Origin of the sequence: Kangsaoukella pontilimi (genome assembly GCF_009830125.1) — a bacterium.
Lineage (GTDB): Bacteria > Pseudomonadota > Alphaproteobacteria > Rhodobacterales > Rhodobacteraceae > Kangsaoukella > Kangsaoukella pontilimi.
This window is the reverse complement of record NZ_WUPT01000001.1, coordinates 682,086-706,523: the sequence shown is the minus strand read 5'-3', so window position 1 is coordinate 706,523 and position 24,438 is coordinate 682,086. Positions and strand designations below refer to the sequence as shown.

Here is a 24,438-nt window from a genome sequence, read left to right as displayed (position 1 = left end):
CTTGCCGGGCGCAGGACGAGCCGCTACGCCATGTCCGAAATGGACATCTCGGACAACAGACGCGCCTATCGGAATGTCGCCGTTCTGGTGGCGGCGCAGGCTATCCTGGGCGCGCAGCTGCCGATGATCTTCATCGTCGCGGGTCTGGCCGGCCAGACCCTTGCACCAAACATCTGCTTCGCGACGCTGCCAATCTCGCTGGTGGTTGTCGGCTCAATGCTGACCGCGACACCACTCTCGGCCTTCATGCAGCGCTACGGCCGCCGCGCCGGTTTCCTTGTGGGCACTCTCGGAGGGACCGTGGGTGCCGCAGTGGGGGCGTGGGGCCTTTACACGGCCAGCTTCACGCTCTTTCTCATCGGGTCGCTCCTGACCGGCATATACATGTCCGCCCAGGGTTTTTACCGCTTCGCCGCAACGGACACCGCATCCGACGCGTTCCGTCCGAAGGCGATCAGCTATGTCATGGCCGGCGGTCTGTTGAGCGCCGTGGTGGGGCCGCAAATGGTCAAGGTCACCGCAACGTCCATGGTGGTCCCGTTTCTCGGCACCTATCTGGCAGTGATCGTGCTGAACGTTCTCGGAGCTTTCCTCTTCGCGGCACTCGACGTGCCCCGCCCGCCCGCTCCTTCGGCCGAGAGCCCGCGGGGGCGCACGCGGTGGGAGCTTCTGACGACGCCTCGCGTGGCCGTGGCGATCATCTGTGCGATGGTGGCCTATGCGCTGATGAACCTCGTCATGACATCGACGCCGCTGGCCGTGGTCGGCTGCGGATTTACGACGGAGAATGCGGCGGACATCGTGTCGGGCCACGTATTGGCGATGTTCGCACCCTCCTTCTTTACCGGACATCTCATCGCGCGTTTCGGCGTCGAACGTATCGTCGCGGTCGGCCTCTTCATTCTGGCCGGCGCCGGCGGCGTTGCGCTGGCGGGGACGGAGCTCGAAAACTTCTTTATCGCCCTGATCCTTCTCGGCATCGGCTGGAATTTCGGATTCATCGGGGCCACGACAATGCTGGCCGCAGCCCACGCGCCTGAAGAACGCGGCCGCGTGCAGGGCATGAACGACATGATCGTCTTCGGCTGCGTGACGATGGCGAGCCTTGCGTCGGGCGGGCTGATGAACTGCTCGGGCGGCGACGCGGTAGAGGGCTGGACCGCAGTCAATATCGCCATGGCACCCTTCCTCGCGCTGGCAGGAGGGGCGCTGATCTGGCTGGTCATGCGTCCGAAACCGGCGACCCGCCCCGCCGAATAACTGCCGCCAGCGGAGCGGGCTTGCGCCCGCACGCGATCTTGGCGGCGCCGTTCCGGCGCCGCGCCGCCTTCGGCGAGAGTATTTTCGCCAAGAAGAGGGACATGTGGTCCGCCAAATGTCTGCCCCTGCGCCCGAACAAGCGCGCATTAACCTTAACAGGCATTAAGGTTAATGCGCTTCTCCTTGCGAAAAATACTCTCGGGGGTGAATGCGCGCGAGAGCGCGCAGAGGGGGCGGACAGCCCCCTGACGCCCGGTGTCACCAGCGGCCGGCTATCGCTTTTGCCGCCAGTGTGACGCTCTTGCGAAATTCGCTTGGCTCAAAGCCGCCCGAGGCAACCCGCTTCGGGTTGCGGGCGACGGTAGAGAGGATCGGGCGCGCCAGCCATGCAGCCCGGAGCGCGGGCACGGCGGGGCCAAATGACCGGGATCGCGCGCTGTCGAGCCGGGCGAGGCCTTCCTCTGCTGCAAGGCGCGCAACGGCATCGGCGCGGCCATCGGCGAGCGGGCGGCGACCGCGCGCCTCGAGCGCCGGAATGGCAAGAAACCAGTTGGCCAGCGCCATGGCGATCCCGACGTCGCGGATCACTGCTTCATCGTCCTCGGACGCGCCCAGCGCTCGGGCGCTGGCCCACATCAGGCCGCCGCCGGTCTTGGCGACATAGTCCAGGAAATGCGCCTCGTCCTCGAAAGGGTCGCGGTAGATATCCCACCGGCGCGCGGCGATGCCAGCATCGAGCGTTTCCGGGTCGAGTCCTGCGCCCCGCACCACCTCGGCAAGCGGCGTGGCCACCTCGTGACGCCGCACGTCGCCGCCCCGGCCAATCTCTTCGAGCACGTCGCGCCACCATTGGAGGCGCATCTCGGCGATCATCGCCTCTTCGGTCACCCAGGGCGCGCGGGCAACCTCGACGTTGAAGGCGTAGAGCGGAAAGAGCGCGCGCCGCGCCTCGACAGGCGCCGCCATCGCGGCCCGGAACCGGTCGGGATCGCCCTGTCGGACGATATCGGCGCAGGCCTGGAGGCTCATTCGGCCGCGTTGGCCTGACCTGCGTGATCGCGGGCCAGTTTCCACGTGATCGCATCCAAGAGCGCCTCGAAGGACGCGTCGACTATGTTGGGAGAGACGCCCACGGTCGACCAGCGCCGCCCCTGCCCGTCTTCACTGTCGATGGTGACGCGGGTGACGGCCTCGGTGCCGCCCTGCGTGATGCGCACCTTGAAGTCCACCAGCCGCATGTCGTCGATTGCCGCCTGGTATGGTCCGAGGTCCTTGGCCAGAGCCTTGGCGAGCGCGTTGACGGGGCCACGGTCCGAGCCCGTCTCGTCCATCGACTCGCTGACCGACAGCATCTTGGTGTCGCCCACCTTGACGACGACCACCGCCTCAGAGAGCGACACCATCCGGTTGTATTTGTTCTTCCGCCGCTCGACCGTGACCTTGTAGCGTTTGACCTCGAAGAAGGTCGGGAGCTGACCGAGGGCGCGGCGCGCGAGGATCTCGAAGGACGCCTGAGCGGTGTCGTAGCTATAGCCCTCGGCCTCGCGCTGCTTGACGGTGTCCAGGATCTCCGCGAGACGCGGATCGCCTTTTTCCGCGGCGATCCCCATGTCCGCGAGGCGGCGGATCAGATTCGATTGCCCAGCCTGGTTCGACATGGGCACGATGCGGGCGTTTCCGACAAGGCCCGGATCGATATGCTCGTAAGTGGACGGGTCCTTGACGATGGCCGAGGCATGAAGCCCCGCCTTGTGCGCGAAGGCCGAAGCGCCGACATAGGGCGCGCTGCGGAGAGGCACGCGATTCAGGATATCGTCCAGCATCCGGCTGGTGCGCGTCAGGCGTCCTAGCGCCTCGCCGGTCACTCCGGTCTCGAAGCGGCTGGCGAAGGGTTCCTTGAGCAGAAGCGTCGGGATCAGCGTCGTCAGGTTCGCATTCCCGCAGCGCTCGCCAAGTCCGTTCAGCGTACCCTGCACCTGCCGGGCACCCGCGTCGATGGCGGCAAGGCTGCCGGCCACCGCGTTGCCGGTGTCGTCATGGGTGTGGATGCCGAGGCGCTCGCCGGGAATGCCTGCCTCGATCACGGCGCGGGTGATGCGCCCGATCTCATCGGGCAGCGTGCCGCCATTCGTGTCGCAGAGGACGATCCAGCGCGCCTCCGCGTCGAATGCCGCGCGAATGCAGGCCAGCGCATAGTCCGGATTGGCCTTGTAGCCGTCGAAGAAATGCTCGGCGTCGAACAGCGCCTCGCGGCCTTCCGCCACCAGATGCGCGACCGAGGCGCCGATGTTCTCGAGGTTTTCGTCAAGCGTGATGCCAAGCGCGGTTTCCACGTGGAAATCGTGGGTCTTGCCCACAAGGCAGACGGCGGGCGTGCGGGCGTTCAGGACGCCCGCCAGCACCTCGTCATTGGCGGCCGAGCGCCCGGCCCGCTTGGTCATCCCGAAGGCGGTGAAGGTGGCGCGTGTCTCGGGGCGCGCCTCGAAGAAAGCGCTGTCGGTCGGGTTCGCGCCGGGCCAGCCGCCTTCGATATAGTCGATGCCCATTGCATCGAGCGCGCGGGCGATCTGGACCTTCTCGTCAGTGGAAAACTGGACGCCCTGCGTCTGCTGCCCGTCGCGGAGCGTGGTGTCGTAGAGATAGAGGCGTTCGCGGGTCATTCTGCGGCTCCCTGACAAGGGCAGCGCCCGACCGAGGGGGGCGCGAAAGCGCCCGCCTGGGGGGCGGGCGGGCGCTGCCCGGCGTGCCGCCGGGCGGAAGATGTGAACGGAGCGCTCATTTCAGGGCCTCCAACTTTGCGAGGTCGAAGTCGGGCGACAATTCCCATTCGGCGCCTTCGGCGGTGTCTTTGACAATTACGCCCGCCGCGGCAAAGGCGTCCCGGATCGCGTCGGCACGGGCAAAGTCCTTCTCAGTGCGGGCGCGCTTACGGTCCGCCAGCAGGTCTTCGATCAGGGCGGCGACCTCGCCGCTCGGCCCCTCTTCCTTCGCCCAGACGGGGATACCGTCCGCCATCAGACCCAGAAACTGCATCGACGAGCGCAGCGTCCCGACATCCCCGGCATGGGCAAGCTGGTGAAGCTCGGACAAGGCGAGATGAGTGTTAAGGTCGTCCGCCAATGCGTTGACAACAGGTCGGTATACCTCCTGACCGTCAGGACCCTGATCCGCCAGACGATACCACTTCCGCAGCGTCGCCTCCGCCTCGCGCGCCTTCTCCGCCGTCCAGTCCATGGGCTTGCGGTAATGCGTGCTCAGGAAAACAAACCGGATCACCTCGCCGGGGATGCCCTGATCCAGCAAATCCCGCACGGTGAAGAAGTTGCCGAGCGACTTCGACATCTTCTTGCCTTCGACCTGAAGCATCTCGTTATGCATCCAGACATTGGCGAAGCCATGCCCCATGCAGCGGGACTGCGCGATCTCGTTCTCGTGGTGCGGGAATTGCAGGTCGTTGCCACCGCCGTGAATGTCGAAACTCTCGCCCAGAAGCTCGAACGACATGGCCGAGCACTCGATGTGCCAGCCGGGCCGCCCCCGGCCCCACGGACTATCCCAGCCCGGAAGGTCGTCCGAGGACGGCTTCCAGAGGACGAAATCCATCGGGTCTTCCTTGTAGGGGGCGACCTCGACACGGGCGCCCGCGATCATATCGTCCACCGACCGGCCCGAAAGCGCGCCATAGTCCTTGTAGGACCGGACCCGGAACAGGACATGGCCCTCGGCCTCGTAGGCGTGCCCCCGCGCGATCAGGCCGGCGATCATCTCGACCATCTGCGCGATCCACTCGGTGGCGCGCGGCATGTGGTCGGGCTCGAGCGCGCCAAGAGCCGCCATGTCGTCCAGATACCAGCGCGATGTCTCGTCCGTGATCTCGCGGATCGACCTGCCCGTCTCGGCGGCGCGGGCGTTGATCTTGTCGTCGACGTCGGTGAAGTTCCGCACATAGGTCACGTGATCGGCCCCGTAGACGTGCCGGAGAAGCCGGTAGAGCGTGTCGAACACCACAACGGGCCGCGCATTGCCCAGATGCGCCCGGTCATAGACGGTCGGCCCGCAGACATACATCCGCACATTCGACGGGTCGATCGGGCGGAACGGCTCTTTCCGGCGGTGGGCCGTGTTGTAGAGCGTGATGTCGGTCATAAGCCTGTCCTTCGGGCAAGAGGCTGCCGCGCGGGGCTTAGCAAGGTCAGAAGAGAGAGAAAAGAGGACCGGCCCGCGCGACGTGATGTCAGCAGGTAATGCAGCAGATGATGCAGATCGAGCGGGTCATGGGCGAGAGGGATAGCCGGGAACGGGGCGCTTGGGAAGGGGAATCACCATCGACTTGAGCGTCCGCTGCATCTCTCAAAGCCCAGCCGACCCGGCTCTCGTGTTTTCGCCGCCATTTCCGGCGCTGACAGGTTGCCCGGCCGGAACGGGAGCCGGCCAAGATTGTCACAGCGCCACGGTGACATTAGGGTCAAACAGGCGGCCCCACCGGCCAATGACGTAACAGGAGTTGGAAAGGAACGAGGGGCCGACATGACGACACCAAACACATATCGAATTTCCGGCAGTTATTACGAGGCCTGCAATTGTGAGGCGATCTGTCCGTGCCGACGACAAGGCAGCGCTCCGGGCGGGCGATCGACCTATGACGATTGCGACTTCGTACTGTCGTGGCGGATCCTCGACGGGCAGTTTGGCGACACCGACATCTCGGACCTGCTTGTCTCGATCGCAGGCACCTATAACAATGACGTCGGTGACGACATCTGGTCGATCCACATCTATATCGACGAGCGTGCATCGGAGGAGCAGTTCGCCGCTCTCGAACAGATTTTCCGAGGGGATGCCGGTGGGAATTTCGCTGTGGCATCCCGGTTCTCCACAATCCTCGGCGTGAAACCCGCCGCTATCCGCGTAGACCACACGCCGGGCGCTGAATCCGTCGAAATCGCGTCGACGGCATCCGCCAATGTCGTACGGAAATTCGAGCATGACGGCACGGTGTCCTGCGGCATCCCCGGTCACGACCATCCCGGACAGGAGTCGGTGTCGAACCTCGCCGTCGAGGATGCGCCCCTGTCCTTCAGCTATTCCGAACGCTGCGGCTTCGCGACAGATTTCGCCTACTGGAACTGAGGCGCGCCAGCCGATGCGACCGGGTCCGACGGGCAGAGATTATCGACAAGCCCTGATCTCGCTCTGCCTTTTGGCGGGGCTCGGATGGGCACTGATCTTCTGGTCCCTGTCGAATATGTCGTCGCCGCTTGTCGCGCTGACCATGCCCGCCGACTCGTTCTGGTCGGTCAGGGAAATCGTCGCGGTCTGGCTTATGTGGGCGGTGATGATGGGTGCCATGATGCTGCCCTCGGCGCTGCCTATTCTGGCGGTGCATCGCAAGATAGCCCGCCACCGTGACCCCGCAACACCCGGTGCCAGCCGCTGGTTCGTCGCTGGCTACCTGATGGGCTGGGCGCTGTTCAGTGCGGCCGCTGCGGCGGCGCAATGGGGATTGCAGCAGGCCGGAATCCTGTCGCACATGCTCAGGCTTGAAAGTCCGGCGGTCTCGGCCGCCATACTCATCTTCGCAGGCGCGTTCCAATTCACGTCCCTCAAAACGGCTTGCCTCAACAAATGCCGGACCCCGATGGGCTTTATCCTTACCGAATGGCGCCCCGGTCGCTCAGGCGCGTTTCGCATGGGGATCAGTCATGGAAAATACTGCATCGGCTGCTGTTGGGCATTGATGCTGGTGCTTTTCGTGGGTGGCGTGATGAACCTGACGGTGATCGCGGTGCTGACCACCATCGTCCTTGCCGAAAAGGTTTTGCCCCGGGGCGATATCACGGCAAGGATCGGCGGGCTGGTCCTCATTCTCTGGGGGCTCGCCCTTATCATCTGATCACATGCCCGCCACGATTTCCCAGCGGCGCATTGAGTGTTAAGCCACAGGAGCCCTCCCCCATGACCTTCCGAGACCTCCACCGCCCCGGCGACCCGTTCATCCTCGCCAACGCCTGGGACCGGGGCTCGGCGCGGATGCTGGCGGCGATGGGGGCGCCGGCCATTGCTACGTCATCGGCGGCACATGCCTTTACCCTCGGGCGGCCCGATGGCGGGCATGTCACCCGGGACGAGTCGCTGGCTCACGCGAAAGACCTGGTGGATGCCGTGAGAGTCCCCGTCTCGGGCGACTTCGAGAACGGGTTCGGGCATGACCCCGACACGGTGGCCGAGACCGTCCGCCTCGCCGCCGGGACGGGTCTGGCCGGTATCTCCATCGAAGACGCCGCCCTTCCCGATGACGAGGCTTATTCGTTCGACGACGCCGTCGCGCGGATAGAGGCGGCGGCGCTCGCTGCGCGGGCGCTTCCAGACGATTTCGTCCTTGTCGCCCGCGCCGACGGGGTGATGAACGGGCATTACGACATCGACGAGGCAATCCGCCGGATAAGGGCCTTCGACGCTGTGGGGGCCGACTGCCTTTATGTCCCGATGCCCGAGACGGTCGATGACCTGAAGCGGGTGATCTCGGCGACATCGAAGCCGGTGAACGTGCTTGTCGCCGGGCGCTATTCCGGCCTATCCCGGGCCGACTATGCCGCCATGGGGGCCGCGCGGCTGTCGCTCGGCTCGGCCTTGGCGCGTGTCACGCACCGGGCCATCCACGACGCGGGGCGGGCGATGTTCGATGCGGGCGATTTCTCGCCCCTCGCACAGGCGATGCCCGGCGGCGAGGTCGATGATCTGATCTCCTGATCTTTCCCGCTGGCCTTCCTGCCGGAAGCCGCCTAAGGGGGGCGCGACAAATAGGACGCGTACCCCATGGACCTGAGAAATATCGCCATCATCGCCCACGTCGACCACGGCAAGACGACCCTCGTGGACGAGCTCTTGAAGCAATCCGGTGTCTTCCGGAAAGGCGAGGTCGTGGCCGAGCGCGCCATGGATTCGAACGATCTTGAACGCGAGCGCGGGATCACGATCCTTGCCAAGGCCACCAGCGTCGAATGGAAGGGCACACGGATCAACATCGTGGACACCCCCGGCCACGCCGATTTCGGCGGCGAGGTCGAGCGGATTCTCTCGATGGTGGACGGCGTGGTCCTTCTGGTCGATGCCGCCGAGGGCCCGATGCCCCAGACCAAATTCGTGACCTCGAAGGCGCTGGCGCTCGGCCTCCGCCCCATCGTGGTCCTGAACAAGGTGGACAAACCCGATGCCGAGCCCGACCGCGCGCTCGACGAGGTGTTCGACCTCTTTGCGGCGCTCGATGCGGACGAGGATCAACTCGATTTCCCGCATCTCTACGCTTCGGGCCGCTCGGGCTGGGCCGATGCCGATCTGGACGGACCGCAGAAAGACCTCTCGGCGCTGTTCGACCTGATCGTCCGTCACGTGCCCCGCCCCCGCCAGCAATCCCGCTCGGGCGAGGATTTCCGGATGCTGGCGACGACGCTGGCGGCGGATCCCTATCTCGGCCGGCTTCTCACGGGCCGTGTGGAAAGCGGCAAGCTGAAGACCGGCGCGACGGTTCAGGCGCTCTCGCGGTCGGGTCAGAAGATCGAGCAGTTCCGTGTGACCAAGATCCTCGCCTTCCGCGGCCTCGGCCAGCAGGCCATCGACGAAGCCGAGGCGGGCGATATCGTCTCGATCGCGGGCATGGCCAAGGCGACCGTGGCCGACACGATCGCAGCCCTTGCCGTGGACGAGCCGCTCCCCGCCCAGCCCATCGACCCGCCGACGATCAGCGTGACCTTCGGCATCAATGACAGCCCGCTCGCAGGCCGCGATGGCAAGAAGGTGCAAAGCCGCGTGATCCGCGACCGCCTGATGAAAGAGGCGGAATCGAACGTGGCCATCCGCGTCAGCGACACGCCCGGCGGCGAAGCCTTCGAGGTCGCGGGCCGGGGCGAATTGCAGATGGGCGTCCTCATCGAGAACATGCGCCGCGAAGGATTCGAGCTGTCGATCTCGCGGCCTCAGGTGCTTTTCCGCGAAATGGACGGTGTCAAACAGGAGCCGATCGAGGAAGTCACCATCGACGTCGACGACGACTATACCGGCCCGGTGATCGAGAAGCTGACCGGCGCGCGCCGTGGCGAGATGATCGACATGCGCCCCGCCGGCGCGGGCAAGACCCGGATCGTGGCACATGTGCCGTCGCGGGGTCTGATCGGCTATCATGGCGAGTTCCTGACCGATACGCGGGGCACAGGCGTCTTGAACCGCGTGTTTCATGGCTGGACGCCCTACAAGGGCGACATTCCGGGCCGCCGCGCCGGTGTCCTGATCTCGATGGAGGATGGCGTCTCGGTTGCCTATGCGCTCTTCAACCTTGAAGACCGGGGTCGCATGTTCATCGGCGCCCAGGAGCAGGTGTATCAGGGCATGATCATCGGTGAGCACAGCCGCGAGAACGATCTCGAGGTCAATCCGCTCAAGGGCAAGAAACTGACCAACGTGCGTGCCTCCGGCACCGACGAAGCGGTTCGCCTGACGACACCGATCACGATGTCGCTGGAAGAAGCCATCGCCTATATCGACGATGACGAACTGGTCGAGGTCACCCCCAATTCGATCCGGCTGAGGAAGCGGCATCTGGACCCGCACGAGCGCAAACGGGCGGCGCGCGCGGGCTAGGCTTTGCGATCGCGGGCGATGCGGCTAGTGTGGACCCGAAGGGGTCCGCATGTATCGCCCGGTTCTTTTTGCACTTTTCGTGTTGGTCCAGCCGCTTGCAGCGGCGCCAATGGTCTGCCCGAACGGGACCGTCACGACCGAGACCGACGACGCCGCGCTCCACCAGCGCATCTGCGGCGCGTCGGATGACGCCATCGCGCTGTTCGCCGAATGCGGTTTCGCCCTGCCCGAGCCGGTCTCCATCACCACTTATTCCGACATTGACCGGAACTGCTTCGGTGTCTTCCACTGCGGCGAGGCGCGGATCGAACTGCTTGAACCCGATAGGATGACCGCTCTTCGCGACGCGGACAGCGTCTTCGCGGACATCCCGACCGAGCGCTTCTTCGATAGTGTCGTGGTGCACGAACTGGCGCACGCGCTTTATGACCAAACCGATTGCCCCTATCCCAACTGCCTCGCCAGCAGCGAGTATTTTGCCTACAGCTATCAGATCATGAGCCTCTCGGACGCGGACCGCGCCGCGCTGGAACAGGGCCTCGACATGGAGCGCCGGATTTCGCGCGACTACATCGTCGGTATCCTGGCGGTCATGTCGCCGGATGCCTTCACCCGCCGTGTCTGGACCCATTTCAGCCAGCGCGACGACCAGTGCGCGTGGCTGGGCGGCATCCTGAGCGGCGCCATCGTCTTCGATCACGACTATCCCTGAACGCCTGCGGCCCCGGAACCGCTTTACCCTTGCAGGACATGGGTATATTCCGGCCCGGTCCGATTTCTCCCCCGTGAAAGACCATGACCAGCCTCAACGATATCCGCTCCACGTTCCTCGACTACTTCGCCCGCAATGGCCACGAGGTTGTCGACAGCTCGCCCCTCGTGCCGCGCAACGATCCGACGCTGATGTTCACGAACTCGGGCATGGTCCAGTTCAAGAACCTCTTTACCGGCGTCGAGCATCGCGACTACGTCCGCGCGACGACCGCGCAGAAATGCGTGCGCGCTGGCGGCAAGCACAACGATCTGGACAATGTCGGCTACACCGCCCGGCACCATACCTTCTTCGAAATGCTGGGAAATTTCTCGTTCGGGGACTATTTCAAGACCGAGGCGATCCCGTTTGCCTGGAACCTGCTGACCAAGGATTTCGGCATCGACAAGAGCCGGCTTCTGACCACGATCTACCACACCGATGACGAGGCTTTCGAGATCTGGAAGAAGGTCGGCGTGCCTGAGGACCGGATCATCCGGATCGCGACCTCGGACAATTTCTGGCAGATGGGGCCGACCGGTCCCTGTGGGCCCTGCACCGAGATCTTCTACGACCACGGCGACCACATCTGGGGCGGGCCTCCGGGCAGCCCGGAAGAGGATGGCGACCGCTTCATCGAGATCTGGAACATCGTCTTCATGCAGAACGAGCAGTTCGAGGACGGCTCTATGCGGGCGCTCGACATGCAGTCCATCGACACCGGCATGGGGCTTGAGCGGATCGGTGCGCTTCTGCAGGGCAAGCACGACAATTACGACACCGACACGATGCGCGCGCTGATCGAGGCGTCGGCCCACGCCACGTCGGTCGACCCCGACGGCGAGGGCAATGTCCACCACCGCGTGATCGCGGACCACCTGCGCTCGACCTCCTTCCTGATCGCCGAAGGCGTGCTGCCGTCGAACGAGGGGCGCGGTTATGTTCTCCGTCGGATCATGCGCCGCGCCATGCGCCACGCGCATCTTCTGGGCGCGAAAGACCCGGTCATGTACCGCCTTGTGCCCTCGCTTGTCCGCGAAATGGGTCAGGCCTATCCCGAGCTCGGCCGCGCTCAGGCGCTGATCGAGGAAACGCTCAAGGCAGAGGAAGGCCGCTTTCAGGCGACGCTCGACCGGGGATTGTCCCTTCTGGACGATGCCGTGGCCGGACTTGGCGACGGCAAGGCGCTTCCCGGCGAGACGGCGTTCAAACTCTATGACACCTACGGCTTTCCGGTCGACCTGACCCAGGACGCGCTCCGCGAAAAGGGTCTGAGCGTCGACATGGAAGGTTTCGACGCCGCCATGGAGGCGCAGAAGGCCAAGGCGCGCGCGGCATGGTCTGGCTCGGGCGAGGCCAAGGACGCCGAGGTCTGGTTCGAACTGGCCGAGAAATTCGGCGCCACGGAATTCCTCGGCTACGAGACCGAGACCGCCGAGGGTCAGGTCCTTGCCATCGTGTCCGAAGGCGAAGTTGTGGATACCGTTCCCGCCGATGGCGCCTGGATCGTCACGAACCAGACGCCGTTCTACGGCGAGGCGGGTGGTCAGGTCGGAGACACGGGCTGGCTCCGCGCCATTGACGACCACGGCGTCAGCGGCGCCATCTCGGACACGCAGCGCTTCGCGGGTGGCCGCATCTGGGCGCACCGCTTCACGCCCGAGGACGGCACGCTCAAGAAGGGCATGCCCGTGCGGCTGGACGTCGACCACGCCCGCCGTTCGTCGATCCGCGCCAATCACTCGGCCACCCACCTTTTGCACGAGGCTCTCCGTCAGGCGCTTGGCGATCATGTCGCGCAGCGCGGCTCGCTCAATGCGCCCGACCGGCTCCGCTTCGACTTCAGCCACCAGAAGGCGCTGAGCCTTGAGGAACTGGCGCGCGTCGAGGACGAGGTCAACGCCTTCATCCGGCAGAACTCGCCCGTCGAGACCCGGATCATGACGCCGGACGATGCCCGTGGCCTCGGCGCGCAGGCGCTGTTCGGTGAAAAATACGGCGATGAGGTGCGCGTTGTCTCCATGGGCCGTTCCGATACCGGCAAAGGCGTCGGCGGCGACACCTATTCGATCGAGCTCTGCGGCGGCACCCATGTGGCGCGCACCGGCGATATCGGCGTCTTCGTCACGCTCGGCGACAGCGCGTCCTCGGCCGGCGTACGCCGGATCGAGGCGCTGACCGGCGCCGAGGCGTTCAAATACCTGTCCGAACAGGATCATCGTCTGGCCGAAGTGGCTCTCGCGCTCAAGGCGCAGCCGACCGAAGTGGTCGACCGCGTGCGCGCCCTTCAGGACGAGCGAAAGGCGCTGCAGAACGAGGTCGCCGAACTCCGCCGCCAACTGGCTATGTCGGGCGGCGGCGGGACCGCGCCCACGGCAGAGGACGTGGCGGGCATCAAGGTTCACACTCAGGTTCTGACCGGCGTCTCCGGCAAGGACCTGCCGCCCCTGATCGACGAGCACAAGGCACGGTTGGAAAGCGGTGTCGTCGTCCTGATTGCCGATACCGGCGACAAGGCAGCTGTTGCGGCGGGTGTGACCGGTGACCTGACCGACCGCGTCTCGGCGGTGGATCTGGTGCGGGCGGCCGTCGCGGAGCTGGGCGGCAAGGGCGGCGGTGGCCGTCCCGACATGGCTCAGGGGGGCGGCCCCTCGGCCGACAACGCCGCGGCGGCACTCGACGCTGCCAAGGCGGTTTTGAAAGGATAGACCTATGGGAGCACTCTGGATCGCCCACGTCACGGTGACCGACGCCGAGGCTTACGGCAAATACGCCGAACTCGCCGGGCCCGCCATCGCCGCCCATGGCGGACGGTTCATCGCGCGGGGCGGCCGCTATGTGCAACTTGAGGGCAATGACCGAGCGCGGAACGTCGTGGCGGTCTTTCCGTCTCTCGAAGCGGCCGAGGCCTGCTACCGCTCCGACGCGTACCAGGCCGCACTTGATCACGCGCGCGGCGCCTCCGAACGCGATCTCGTCATCGTGGAGACGACCGAATAGCGGCCCTTCTGTCCGACATGATGGGGCGCCACGCCAGGCCCGGCCGGATCGAGACGATCCTGATCCGGCCCGAACGGCTGGCGGCGACCGTATCTGTGGCAGAGGCCGCGCTTCTCGAAAACGGCCTTCAGGGGGACCACGCGCGCGCCGGCAAACGTGCGCTCACATTGATCCAGGCCGAGCATCTGCCTGTCATCGCGGCGCTTCTTGAAAGAGACCGCATCGACCCCGCCCTCCTCCGCCGCAACATCGTCGTTTCCGGCCTGAACCTTCTGGCCGCGCGGCACCGACGGCTGGGCCTCGGGGACGCCGTGATCGAGGTGACCGGCCCCTGCCCGCCCTGCTCCCGGATGGAAAAAGCGCTGGGTCATGGCGGATATTCGGCCGTGCGCGGGCATGGCGGCGTCTATGCGAGCGTAGTGCACTCGGGCACCGTGTCGCTTGGAGCCAGCGTGGTTCCTTTACCGGGCGAATGACTTTTCCTCCTCCGGCGGGAGTATTTGGACCAAGAAGAAACCGCAAAATGCGGAAACCCAACGGGGACAATTTGAGTCAAATTTTCTTCTTCTTGGTGAAAATACTCCCGTCGGAGGCATGAAAAAGGGCCGTCGCGACAGCGACGGCCCCACCGCGACCGGGCTTTGCCCGGGCGCAAATACTTTTTTTCGATCAGGCCTCGATCAGCCCGTCATCGCCTTCGTCGGCATCCATGTCCGCCCCATCGAAATCGAGACCGTGTGCCGCGCGAATCTTGTCCTCTATCTCCCAGGCGATATCGGCGTTTTCCTTCAGGAAGGTCTTGGCGTTCTCACGCCCCTGCCCGATCCGCTCATCGCCATAGCTGAACCATGATCCGGATTTCTCGACCACGCCGGCCTTGACGCCAAGGTCCAGAAGCTCGCCGGTCTTCGAGATGCCTTCGCCATACATGATGTCGAATTCCACCTGCTTGAAGGGCGGGGCCACCTTGTTCTTGACCACCTTCACGCGGGTGGTGTTGCCGACCACTTCGTCGCGATCCTTGATCGCGCCGATCCGGCGAATGTCGAGACGGACGGAAGAGTAGAATTTCAGAGCGTTGCCGCCGGTCGTCGTTTCCGGGCTGCCGAACATGACGCCGATCTTCATCCGGATCTGGTTGATGAAGATCACCATGCAGTTCGACCGCGCGATCGAGCCGGTGAGCTTCCGCATCGCCTGGCTCATCAGGCGGGCATGGACGCCCACGGACGAGTCGCCCATGTCGCCTTCCAGCTCGCTCTTGGGGGTCAGCGCGGCGACCGAGTCGACGATGACCATCGAGACTGCGCCGGACCGCACCAGCGTGTCGGTGATTTCCAGCGCCTGCTCGCCCGTATCCGGCTGCGAAATCAGAAGCTCGTCCAGATTCACGCCCAGCTTCTTGGCATATTGCGGATCGAGCGCATGCTCGGCGTCGACAAAGGCGCAGACGCCGCCTTTCTTCTGCTCTTCCGCCACGCAGTGCAGCGTCAGCGTCGTCTTGCCCGAGCTTTCCGGCCCGTAGATCTCGACGATCCGGCCCTTGGGCAGACCGCCGATGCCGAGAGCGATGTCGAGACCAAGCGATCCGGTGGACGTTGCCTCGATTTCGGGCAGCGCATTGTCGCCCCCGAGCTTCATGATCGAGCCCTTGCCGAATTGGCGTTCGATCTGTGCCAGCGCCGATTCCAGCGCCTTGGCCTTGTCCGATTTTGTCTTGTCGCTCATCGAGAGAAGCTCTGCCGCAGCCATAGGTCCTGTTCCTTATTTCACAGCCGCCAGCGGGCGGCAACGATGCTCATGTTCGCCTCTTGTTCTTGTCGCACTGTATGAGACCAAAACGCGAACATTTCAATAGATTTGTTTCAAACTCTAATCATACAGGTGGTTAAGGGGGCGTTACCGCCGGTTCAGGCGGCGAGTTGCCTGTGAACCACCGTCGTGAGATCGGACAGCGAAAACGGCTTGGGCAGAAAGACGGAATTGGGGATTCGCGACTGGTGCTCGGAAAGGCTTTCCTCGGCGTAACCCGAGACGAAAACCACGCGCGTGTCCGGCCGGTCTTTCAGCGCCTCTCGGACCCAGCTTGGCCCGTCCATTCCGGGCATGATCACATCGGTGATGAACAGGTCCACGTCGAGCGAACGGTCTTCCAGTTTCTTCAAAGCCTCTTCGGCATCGGCGGCTTCGATCACGGTATATCCGCGCATCCGGAGCGCGCGCGCCGCGAAAGCGCGTACGGGTGCCTCATCCTCGACCAGAAGGACCACACCTTCTCCGACAGGTGCGCGCGGTCGCTGCCTGGCCGCGCCGGAGGTACCTGCAACCTTCAACGGCTTGTCCATCGCGGGGAAGTAGAGGGTAAAGCATGTGCCACGGCCCGCCGTACTTTCGGCGAAAATGAACCCGCCCGACTGCTTGACGATGCCGTAGGCCATGGAAAGGCCAAGCCCCGTCCCCTCGCCCGTTTTCTTGGTCGTGAAGAAGGGCTCGAATATCTTCTGGAGCGAATCCGGGTCGATCCCGATGCCTTCATCCGCAACGGTGACCACCAGGTAGTCTCCCCGTGGCACCTCGGCCCGGTCGCGTTCGAGAGGGCTGTCCAGCGTTTCTTCCCTGACGGCAATCCCGACGCGGCCGCCGTTCGGCATTGCGTCGCGGGCGTTCACGACAAGGTTCATGACCACCTGCTCGAACTGGCGTCTGTCTGTGCGGATGACCTTGTTGGGGCTCTGCACATCCAGATCCAGCGTAATTTTCTCGCCCACGAGCCGGTTCAGCAGATGGGTCAGATCGGCCATCGTCTCGGCCAGATCCAGAATCTGAGGCTTCATCGTCTGTTTGCGCGAGAACGCGAGAAGCTGACCCACGAGGCTCGCCGCGCGGTTGGCATTCTGCGAGATCTGCATCAGGTCGGCATAGTCGGCGCTGTTCTCGTCCTGACGTAGAAGCAGCAGATCGCAATGCCCGCTGATGGCCGTCAGCAGGTTGTTGAAATCATGCGCCACGCCGCCCGCAAGCTGTCCGATCGCCTGCATTTTCTGGCTTTGGACGAACTGCGCCTCGAGCGATTTCACCTCCGTCGCGTCATGCAGGATGGCGATGATCAGCACCTCGCCCCGCTCTTCGATGCGCCCGAGCGTGACCTGCAGATAGAGGTCGCGCCCCACACGCGTGCTGCGCAGAACCTCGGACCGGTTCAGACCGCGCCCGTCGAAGGCGTCCGCCAGCCATTCGGAGATGGGCCGCCCCACCCCCTCGGCGAGATCGTGGAACGCCGGATAGTCATCCGCCTGAAGGTGCAAAAGAGTCCGTGCCGCGCCATTCGCCTCGCGGATGCTGCCATCCTTGGCGATCTTGATAAGGGCGGCGGGCAGGGCCTCTTCCAGACCGGCGGCGGGGCGGTCCCTGCCCCCGATATTCGCGCCATCATCGGTCCGAGGGGCGTGGCCCACTTCCCCGGCAGGCGCTCCATGAGACCGGAGGGTGTTCTGAGGAGGCAATTCCAGCCGCCAGCCGACCCGCAAGCGCCCAAGCCGGCGCGCGGTGAGGATCGTCGGCTGCGCCCCCTCGGTCACGGAGCGGGCGGCGCCGTCGCGGTTGGCGCGGCTCAGAAGCGACCCGATAACCGATTCAGGGCTGGCCAGATGATCGCTCAGCATATCGGACAGCGTGGCGATCCGCCCAGGCGGAAGAGCCTGAAGAAACGCCGGGTTCGCGCCAAGCGTATTCCCCGCAAGATCGGTCAGAACGAAAGGTCCGGGGTCACGCTCTGCGTGATGAAGGACAAGTCTCGCCACCAGCCGGGACGAGAGGCCAAGGCATACGGGGACTGCAGCCAGAATCGCAGCCATGGACAGGCTGCCTGCCAGCACACCGGCCAGGAGGACCGGAAGAACGGGACCCGGCAAAAGAAGCGCGGTCAGCAGCGATGCGGCCAGGACGGCGATGAGCGCAAGCACAACGGCACCACCCGGCCCGGCGCCCGGACCTTTTGAGCGGACATCCGTCTCTGGCGTCATCAATGCCAAACCTGCCCTCCACTTTCCGAAAAAGCGTCTGGCTTCGTCTATGCGCCGCCAATCGTTAACGGCGGATTAACTATTCGGGAAATGGGGGAGATTATCTCTGGCGTTCCAGAACGGCGAGATAGAAGCCATCGCCACCGTCGAGCGGCGACAGCCGAAGTTCGTCGCTCTGGCGCCAACGCCCGTCCTGCCGTTCGAGAAAGGCAGCGACGCGCTCTTCGTTCTCGTCACGGAAGAGCGAACAGGTCGCATAGGCAAGCCGGCCCTTCTCCGAGACAAGCCCGGAGGCAGTGTCGAGAATATCGTCCTGGATGCGCGTCAGCTCAGCCAAACGCGCCTCGGTCAGCCGCCACTTGCCCTCGGGTTGCCGCCGCCACGCCCCGCTTCCCGAACAGGGCGCATCGCAAAGGACCAGATCGAACCGACCCTCCACCGCTCGGGTGATAGCAACACTCACACCGGCCCGCGCGGCGCGTACAGGCAGATCGCGCATGCGGTCGGGATCGGCGTCATGGGCCGTCACGCGCGCGCCCCGCGCCGCCAGGGCCAGCGCCTTGCCACCGCCTCCCGCGCAATAATCCAACACGTCGAGCCCGCTCAGATCGTCGCCAAGACGATCCACCACAGCCTGGCTCGCCGCGTCCTGCATTTCGAACAGACCCGCCTCGAACGGGGCCGTGGTCTGAAGACCACGGACGCGATCCGTGAGCCGGATCGCGGTTGCGCTCAGCTCCACCGGCGCGACACCATAGCCGGCCGTGGCGAGAGCGGTCATGACCTCGTCCCGCGTGGCGCGGGCAAGGTTGGCCCGAAGGGTGACCGGTGCGCGGTGCCTCAGAGCCTCGGCCACAGCGTCGGCGGTTTCCCCCAACGCCCTGTCGAGCGGGCCGAGCACCCAGTCCTGCAAATCGAGGCGCGTCGCGCGGGGCGCGGTGGTGATGTCCTTGCCCGCCGTTCGCTCGCCTTCACTTAATGCCTCGGGCGCATATTGCGCGCCGGTAAAGACCTGATCCGGATCGTCCCCGTCAAGCCTGAGCGCACCGAGCGCCAGCGCGCGCCCCGTCTCGCCACCGCCCGCCCAGGCGGCAGACCTGCGGCGGCGGGTGATGTCGAAAACGATATCCCTGACCGCGGCCCGGTCCTTCGAGCCGCCATAGCGCGCGCGCCGCCCCCATGTGGTCAGCGCCTGTTCGACGGCCTGCCCCTCGGCCACGCGGTCGAGAATCTCGATCGCGGCGGCCCATCGTGCGGCGGGCGTCATGGCTTACATGATCCGGTAGTTCGGGCTTTCCCGCGTGATCTGCACGTCATGAACATGGCTTTCCTTCAGCCCCGCACCGGTGATCTTCACGAACTGACAGTTCTGGCGCATCTCTTCGACGGTTGCGCAGCCGGTATACCCCATGGCGGCCTTCAACCCGCCGATCAGCTGATGGATCACCGTTCCCGCCGATCCCTTGTAGGGCACCTGCCCTTCGATCCCCTCGGGGACCAGCTTGTCCGAAGCCGCGTCTTTCTGGAAATAGCGGTCGGCGGAGCCCTGCGCCATCGCCGCGAGGGACCCCATGCCACGGTAGGACTTGAAGGACCGGCCGTTGAAAAGGATCACCTCGCCCGGGCTTTCATCGGTGCCCGCGATCATCGAGCCCACCATCGCGCAGGACGCACCGGCCGCGATCGCCTTGGCGAAATCCCCCGAGTACTTGATCCCGCCGTCCGCGATGACGGGCGTATCGCCCGCGCCGGAGGCACAGTCCATGATAGCGGTCAGCTGCGGCACACCTACGCCAGCGACCATGCGCGTCGTGCAGATCGAGCCCGGCCCGATCCCCACTTTGACGGCATCCGCGCCCGCGTCGATAAGCGCACGGGTCGCCTCGGCAGTCGCCACGTTGCCCGCGATGATCTGCACTTCGTTCGACAGGTTCTTGGCCCGCGTCACCGCCTTTGCGACGCCCTCGGAATGGCCGTGAGCAGTATCGATGACGATGATGTCGACCCCGGCATCGACCAGGGCCTCGGACCGCTCAAAGCCCGCGTCGCCCACGGTGGTGGCGGCGGCGACCCTGAGACGACCCAGCCGGTCCTTGCACGCCTGCGGGTTCAGCACCGCCTGCTCGCTGTCCTTCAGCGTCAGGAGACCGGTCAGCTTTCCTTCGCCGTCGGTCACTAGCAGCTTCTCGATCCGCCGGGCCTTCATCAGGCTCCGCGCCTCGTCCAGATCGGCAGGCTCGGTCAGAAGCGCCAGATTGTCGGACGTCATCATAACGCGGACCGGCGTGCTGTCATCCTGGGCGAAGCGCATGTCGCGGTTCGTGACGATACCCACGACCCGGCCCGTCCCGTCAACCACCGGGAAACCGGTCACGCGGTAGCGCTCCTGCAGCGCCTTGGCGTCGGCGAGCGTCTGGTCCGGCGTCAGGGTAATCGGGTTGTAGACGATACCGCTTTCGAACCGCTTCACGCGGCGGACCTCGTCGGCCTGCGCATCGACATCGAGATTGCGGTGGATCACCCCCAGCCCACCGGCCTGCGCCATGGCGATCGCCATGCGTGCTTCGGTCACCGTGTCCATGGCCGAGGACAGAAGCGGGATGTTCATGGCGATATGACGCGTCACCCGTGTGCGGGTGTCGGCAGTGGACGGCAATACGCTCGAAGCGGCCGGAACAAGAAGGACATCGTCGAAGGTAAGCGCCTCGCGAATCTCCATGGGGGTTCTCCTTTGGAGGGTTCGTTTGACGCCTCCCTATTGCACGATGCGGGCGACCGCGAAACCCTTAATTGTGCCGTCCGGCTCAAAAACCGCGACATCTTGGGCAGGATGCAAGGCAAGCGGGCAATGTCCGATCGCACCGCCCCTGCACGCCTCCGCTGCGGCGGCACCCGTATGCGTGAGTATTTTCACCAAGAAGAAGGCGAAATTTGACTCAAATTGTCTTCGCCTGTTCCGAAATATCCCGGGGAGTCGCGCGAAGCGCGGCGGGGCAGAGCCCCTCCGACCTTGCCGCCGCGCGTCTCCCGGGCTTCAGAGAGCCGCCTTGACGGAAGCAGCCTCCGCCGCCGCCGCACGAATGCCGCGCGCGAGGATCGAGACGTCACCGCCCACCGCAACGAAGCGCGCGCCTGCGCGGACCCAGGCAGCGGCTTTCTCCGGATTGAAATCGATGATGCCCGCCGCCTTGCCGGCGCGTGCGATCCGGGCCACCGCATCGCGCAGAGCGGCCTGAACCTCTTCCGCTGCGGGGTTGCCGGGGTGGCCCATATCGGCAGCAAGGTCCGCCGGGCCGAGAAAGACGCCGTCGATCCCGTCCAGCGCCGAGATCTCGTCGAGATTTGCCAGCGCTTCGCGGCTTTCGGCCTGAACGAAAAGGCAGATCTGATCGTTTGCGGTGGTGACCACATCGGTGATCTCACCAAAATTCGCCGCCCGTGCCATCGCCGCTCCGACGCCGCGCATACCCTCTGGCGGATAGCGCGTGGCGCGGACCATGGCGCGCGCCTCGTCCACGGTATTGATCATCGGTACGACCAGCGACTGCACCCCAAGATCGAGCGTCCGTTTAACCAGCATCGGGTCGCCCACGGGCAGTCGCACCACCGGCGTCGCCTGCCCCCCGCCCATGGCGCGGAGCTGTTCGAGGATCAGGGGAATGTCGTTCGGCGCGTGCTCGCCATCGATCAGGCACCAGTCGAAACCCGCCTTGGAGGCGATCTCGGCGCTCGTCGGGTGGGCCATGGCCAGCCAGAGACCCATCTGGCACTCGCCCGCGGCAAGCGCCGCCTTCAGCCTGTTGACCGGAACCGGCATCATCATACTCCCTTGTTCGCTGGCGAGATGACCGGAAAACCCCGGCGGATGCAATCGCCACCCGGCCGGTTCCCGGAACGAAAACGCCCCGCCGGCTGGCGGGGCGCTTCAGTCGGAAGAAGTACCGGCGACTAGTGCGCCTTGGTGGCGATCCGCTTGATCGGGCGGTCGCGATAGAGAAGCGACTGGGTGTCCATGAAGACATGCACCTTCGACGGATCGGCGCCCAGATAGACTTCGTTTCCGCGCAGGTTCTTGTGAATGCCCTGCAGCTTGCCGATGACCGGGTCACGGCCGTCCTGCGGCTCGAAATAGAGAAGCGTCACCTCGCCCAGGGCTTCGGTGATATTCACGATGCCCCTGTAGATGTATCCGGCGCCCGGATCGGCGGCGACGAAATCCTCAGGCCGGACGCCAATATTGACGTCCTTGCCCATGTCCTCGGGCCGCGAAGGCACGTTGGACACAGCCGTGCCGCCGCCCACGACCTCGACCGTGGTCTGGTCGCCGGTGCCGACGATCTTGCCCGGCAGAAGGTTCATCGAAGGCGAGCCGATGAACTGTGCCACGAACTCGTTCTCAGGGCGCTCATAGAGTTCGAGCGGAGAGCCGACCTGCGCGATACCGCCGCCTGCCAGAACGACGATCCGGGTGGCGAGCGTCATGGCTTCGACCTGGTCGTGGGTCACGTAGATCATGGTCGAGTCGGGCATCGCCTCTTTCAGCTGCGCGATCTCGATCCGGGTCGCGACGCGAAGCGCGGCGTCGAGGTTCGAAAGCGGCTCGTCGAACAGATAGACCTTGGGGTCCCGCACGATCGACCGGCCGATGGCGACACGCTGGCGCTGACCGCCCGAGAGGGCCTTGGGAAGGCGGTCCAAAAGGTTGTGAAGCTGAAGGATCTTGGCGGCCTTCTCGACGCGCTCATCGATCTCTTCCTGGCTCTTCTTGGCGATCTTCAGCGCGAACTGCATGTTCTCGCGGACCGTCATATGCGGATAGAGCGCGTAAGATTGGAACACCATCGCGATGCCCCGCTCGGAGGGCGGCACGTCGTTGACGACCATCCCGTCGATCTGAAGCTCACCGCCGGTGATCTTTTCCAGTCCGGCGATCATGCGAAGGAGCGTGGACTTCCCGCAGCCCGACGGTCCGACGAAGACGATGAGCTCGCCCTTCTTGATATCCAGATTGATGTCCTTGAGGACATCGACGCTTCCGTAGGACTTAGCGACATCCGTCAGCAACAGATCGGCCATAACTCCCTCCCTTTTATCCTTATGATCCGGTGGTGGCGAAAAGCGCCTGCCACCCCGGCAATCTTGGTCCCGTTTCAGTGTCTTCGATGGTGAACGGCGCGGCGCGGTCGATCTGCCACGCGCCGTCCGGCATTTTGACGTCCCTCGGCTCGCCCGACAGGTTGAAGGCGCAGAACACGTCGACATTGCCGTGCCGACGGATGAAGGACAGGTATGTGTCGTCGGCCTCGACCGCGTGATAGCTGCCCTTGAGAAGCGCCGGATAGGCTTTGCGGAAGCCGATCATCTCCCGGTAGAAATTCAGCATCGAACCCGGATCGCCATGCTGCACCTCGGCCGCGCTCTGGACGTGTTCCATCGCCACGGGCAGCCATGGCTTATTGTCGGAAAAACCGCCATTGGCACGATCTGCCGCCCACGGCATGGGTGTCCGGCATCCGTCGCGCCCCTTGAACTTGGGCCAGAAGCGCTTGCCATAGGGGTCCTGCAGGTCCTCGAAGGGGACATAGGCCTCGGTCAGGCCCAGCTCCTCGCCCTGATAAAGGCACGCCGTCCCCTTCAGAGACAGAAGCAGCGCCGCGTAGATGCGGTGCGCCTCGGGACCAAGGTTCCAGCGCGAGGTGTGACGCACGACATCGTGGTTCGAATAGGCCCAGCAGGCCCAGCCGTTGGCGACATGGGTCTCGATCTTGTCCATCACGGCGGCGATGCGGGTGCCGCTCGGATAGGCATTCGCCAGAAGGTCAAAGTCATAGGCCATGTGCAGACGTCCCTCGGAGGTGTACTGCGCCTGAACCTGCGTGCCGCGCTGGCTTTCCCCGATTTCGCCCACCGATGTGATCGCCGGATATTCATCAAGAACGGCGCGGAAGTCCTTCAGGAACTGTAGGTTTTCCGGCTGGGTCTTGTCGTAGAGGTGATCCTGATAGTTATAGGGGTTCACCGAGGGCGCGGTGTTGTCGTTCCGCTCGCTTTCGGCCAGTGGCGGATTGTCCCGAAGCTGGGCATCCGCGAAATAGAAGTTCACCGTATCCAGCCGGAACCCGTCGACGCCCCTGTCGAGCCAGAAGCGTGCAACGTCCAGAAGCTCTTTCCGGACCTCTTCGCTGTGGAAGTTCAGGTCGGGCTGCTGGGTCAGGAAGTTGTGCAGATAGTACTGCATCCGCTGCCCGTCCCATTCCCAAGCCGAACCGCCGAAAATCGACAGCCAGTTGTTGGGCGGCGTGCCATCTGGCTTGGGATCGGCCCAGACATACCAGTCGGCCTTGGGGTTATCGCGGCTCGACCGGCTTTCCTTGAACCAGGGGTGCTGGTCCGAGGTGTGGCTGAGGACAAGGTCGACGATAACCTTCACGCCCAGCTCATGCGCGCGTTGCACCAGTGCGTCGAAGTCGCCCAGAGAGCCGAAGAGCGGATCGACATCGCGGAAATCCGACACGTCATAGCCGAAATCCAGCATGGGCGAGCGGTAGAAGGGCGAAATCCAGATCGCATCCACACCGAGTGAGGCGACATGCGGCAGCCGGTGGATGATGCCCGAGAGGTCGCCCACCCCGTCCCCGTTGCTGTCCTGATAGGACCGGGGATAGATCTGATAGATCACCGCGCCGCGCCACCAGTCGGGATCGGTGGTCAGGTCAGGCTTCTGATCGACCCAGGGATCGAGGAAACTCATCTCGGAACTCTCTTCTCTTA

At 64.7% G+C, this 24,438-nt stretch carries 19 protein-coding genes; 9 read left to right on the top strand and 10 right to left on the bottom strand.

Annotated elements, in window-relative coordinates; genetic code table 11:
- The first annotated feature begins 30 nt into the window (after positions 1–30).
- Positions 31–1,260 carry an MFS transporter gene (locus GQ651_RS03585; protein WP_160762836.1) on the top strand — a complete coding sequence of 410 codons (1,230 nt, stop codon included), beginning with the start codon at positions 31–33 and terminating at the stop codon, positions 1,258–1,260.
- Positions 1,261–1,518: 258 nt separating this feature from the next.
- Here GQ651_RS03585 and GQ651_RS03580 read toward each other — a convergent pair whose 3' ends face one another.
- The 3 genes from GQ651_RS03580 to cysS all read right to left on the bottom strand — a co-directional run bounded on the left by GQ651_RS03580 (position 1,519) and on the right by cysS (position 5,406).
- Positions 1,519–2,289, bottom strand: a complete 771-nt coding sequence (locus tag GQ651_RS03580) for a phytoene/squalene synthase family protein (RefSeq protein WP_160762835.1) — start codon at positions 2,287–2,289, stop codon at positions 1,519–1,521.
- On the bottom strand, positions 2,286–3,920 hold the full coding sequence (gene cimA, locus GQ651_RS03575) for a citramalate synthase (RefSeq protein WP_160762834.1): 1,635 nt from the start codon (positions 3,918–3,920) through the stop codon (positions 2,286–2,288). The genes GQ651_RS03580 and cimA overlap by 4 nt, the downstream gene beginning before the upstream one ends.
- 115 nt (positions 3,921–4,035) lie before the next feature.
- The gene (gene cysS / locus GQ651_RS03570) at positions 4,036–5,406 is read right to left on the bottom strand and encodes a cysteine--tRNA ligase (RefSeq protein WP_160762833.1); all 1,371 of its coding nucleotides are present in this window, start codon (positions 5,404–5,406) and stop codon (positions 4,036–4,038) included.
- A 381-nt stretch (positions 5,407–5,787) separates the two neighbouring features.
- Between cysS and GQ651_RS03565 the strand changes: the two genes are divergently transcribed.
- From GQ651_RS03565 to GQ651_RS03530, 8 genes are all read left to right on the top strand, one after another.
- The gene (locus GQ651_RS03565; RefSeq protein WP_160762832.1) at positions 5,788–6,390 is read left to right on the top strand and encodes a DUF1326 domain-containing protein; all 603 of its coding nucleotides are present in this window, start codon (positions 5,788–5,790) and stop codon (positions 6,388–6,390) included.
- A gap of 13 nt (positions 6,391–6,403) precedes the next feature.
- Entirely contained in the window at positions 6,404–7,153 is a 750-nt protein-coding gene (locus GQ651_RS03560) for a DUF2182 domain-containing protein (RefSeq protein ID WP_160762831.1), read from the top strand.
- 62 nt (positions 7,154–7,215) lie between these two features.
- Positions 7,216–8,010, top strand: coding sequence for an isocitrate lyase/PEP mutase family protein (locus GQ651_RS03555; protein ID WP_160762830.1), 795 nt, complete (start codon positions 7,216–7,218; stop codon positions 8,008–8,010).
- 66 nt (positions 8,011–8,076) lie between these two features.
- Positions 8,077–9,894 carry a translational GTPase TypA gene (gene typA, locus GQ651_RS03550; protein ID WP_160762829.1) on the top strand — a complete coding sequence of 606 codons (1,818 nt, stop codon included), beginning with the start codon at positions 8,077–8,079 and terminating at the stop codon, positions 9,892–9,894.
- Between the two features lie 49 nt (positions 9,895–9,943).
- Positions 9,944–10,606 carry a hypothetical protein gene (locus tag GQ651_RS03545; protein WP_160762828.1) on the top strand — a complete coding sequence of 221 codons (663 nt, stop codon included), beginning with the start codon at positions 9,944–9,946 and terminating at the stop codon, positions 10,604–10,606.
- 83 nt (positions 10,607–10,689) lie between these two features.
- Positions 10,690–13,353 carry an alanine--tRNA ligase gene (gene alaS / locus GQ651_RS03540; RefSeq protein WP_160762827.1) on the top strand — a complete coding sequence of 888 codons (2,664 nt, stop codon included), beginning with the start codon at positions 10,690–10,692 and terminating at the stop codon, positions 13,351–13,353.
- Positions 13,354–13,357: 4 nt separating this feature from the next.
- Entirely contained in the window at positions 13,358–13,645 is a 288-nt protein-coding gene (locus tag GQ651_RS03535; RefSeq protein ID WP_160762826.1) for a DUF1330 domain-containing protein, read from the top strand.
- Between the two features lie 20 nt (positions 13,646–13,665).
- Positions 13,666–14,121, top strand: coding sequence for an MOSC domain-containing protein (locus tag GQ651_RS03530; RefSeq protein ID WP_319637309.1), 456 nt, complete (start codon positions 13,666–13,668; stop codon positions 14,119–14,121).
- A gap of 193 nt (positions 14,122–14,314) precedes the next feature.
- On the opposite strand, the gene recA is transcribed toward GQ651_RS03530, so the two are convergent.
- The 7 genes from recA to GQ651_RS03495 form a co-directional block, all read right to left on the bottom strand.
- On the bottom strand, positions 14,315–15,397 hold the full coding sequence (gene recA, locus GQ651_RS03525; RefSeq protein ID WP_160762824.1) for a recombinase RecA: 1,083 nt from the start codon (positions 15,395–15,397) through the stop codon (positions 14,315–14,317).
- 158 nt (positions 15,398–15,555) lie between these two features.
- Entirely contained in the window at positions 15,556–17,667 is a 2,112-nt protein-coding gene (locus GQ651_RS03520; RefSeq protein ID WP_160762823.1) for a hybrid sensor histidine kinase/response regulator, read from the bottom strand.
- A gap of 100 nt (positions 17,668–17,767) precedes the next feature.
- Positions 17,768–18,934, bottom strand: coding sequence for an RsmB/NOP family class I SAM-dependent RNA methyltransferase (locus GQ651_RS03515; protein ID WP_160762822.1), 1,167 nt, complete (start codon positions 18,932–18,934; stop codon positions 17,768–17,770).
- 3 nt (positions 18,935–18,937) lie between these two features.
- Positions 18,938–20,386 carry an IMP dehydrogenase gene (gene guaB, locus GQ651_RS03510; protein WP_160762821.1) on the bottom strand — a complete coding sequence of 483 codons (1,449 nt, stop codon included), beginning with the start codon at positions 20,384–20,386 and terminating at the stop codon, positions 18,938–18,940.
- Between the two features lie 315 nt (positions 20,387–20,701).
- On the bottom strand, positions 20,702–21,487 hold the full coding sequence (locus GQ651_RS03505) for an HpcH/HpaI aldolase family protein (RefSeq protein WP_319637307.1): 786 nt from the start codon (positions 21,485–21,487) through the stop codon (positions 20,702–20,704).
- A gap of 128 nt (positions 21,488–21,615) precedes the next feature.
- Complete coding sequence (locus GQ651_RS03500) at positions 21,616–22,743, bottom strand: ABC transporter ATP-binding protein (RefSeq protein WP_160762820.1); 1,128 nt, start codon at positions 22,741–22,743, stop codon at positions 21,616–21,618.
- Positions 22,744–22,762: 19 nt separating this feature from the next.
- Complete coding sequence (locus GQ651_RS03495; RefSeq protein WP_160762819.1) at positions 22,763–24,418, bottom strand: alpha-glucosidase; 1,656 nt, start codon at positions 24,416–24,418, stop codon at positions 22,763–22,765.
- Positions 24,419–24,438: the final 20 nt, after the last annotated feature.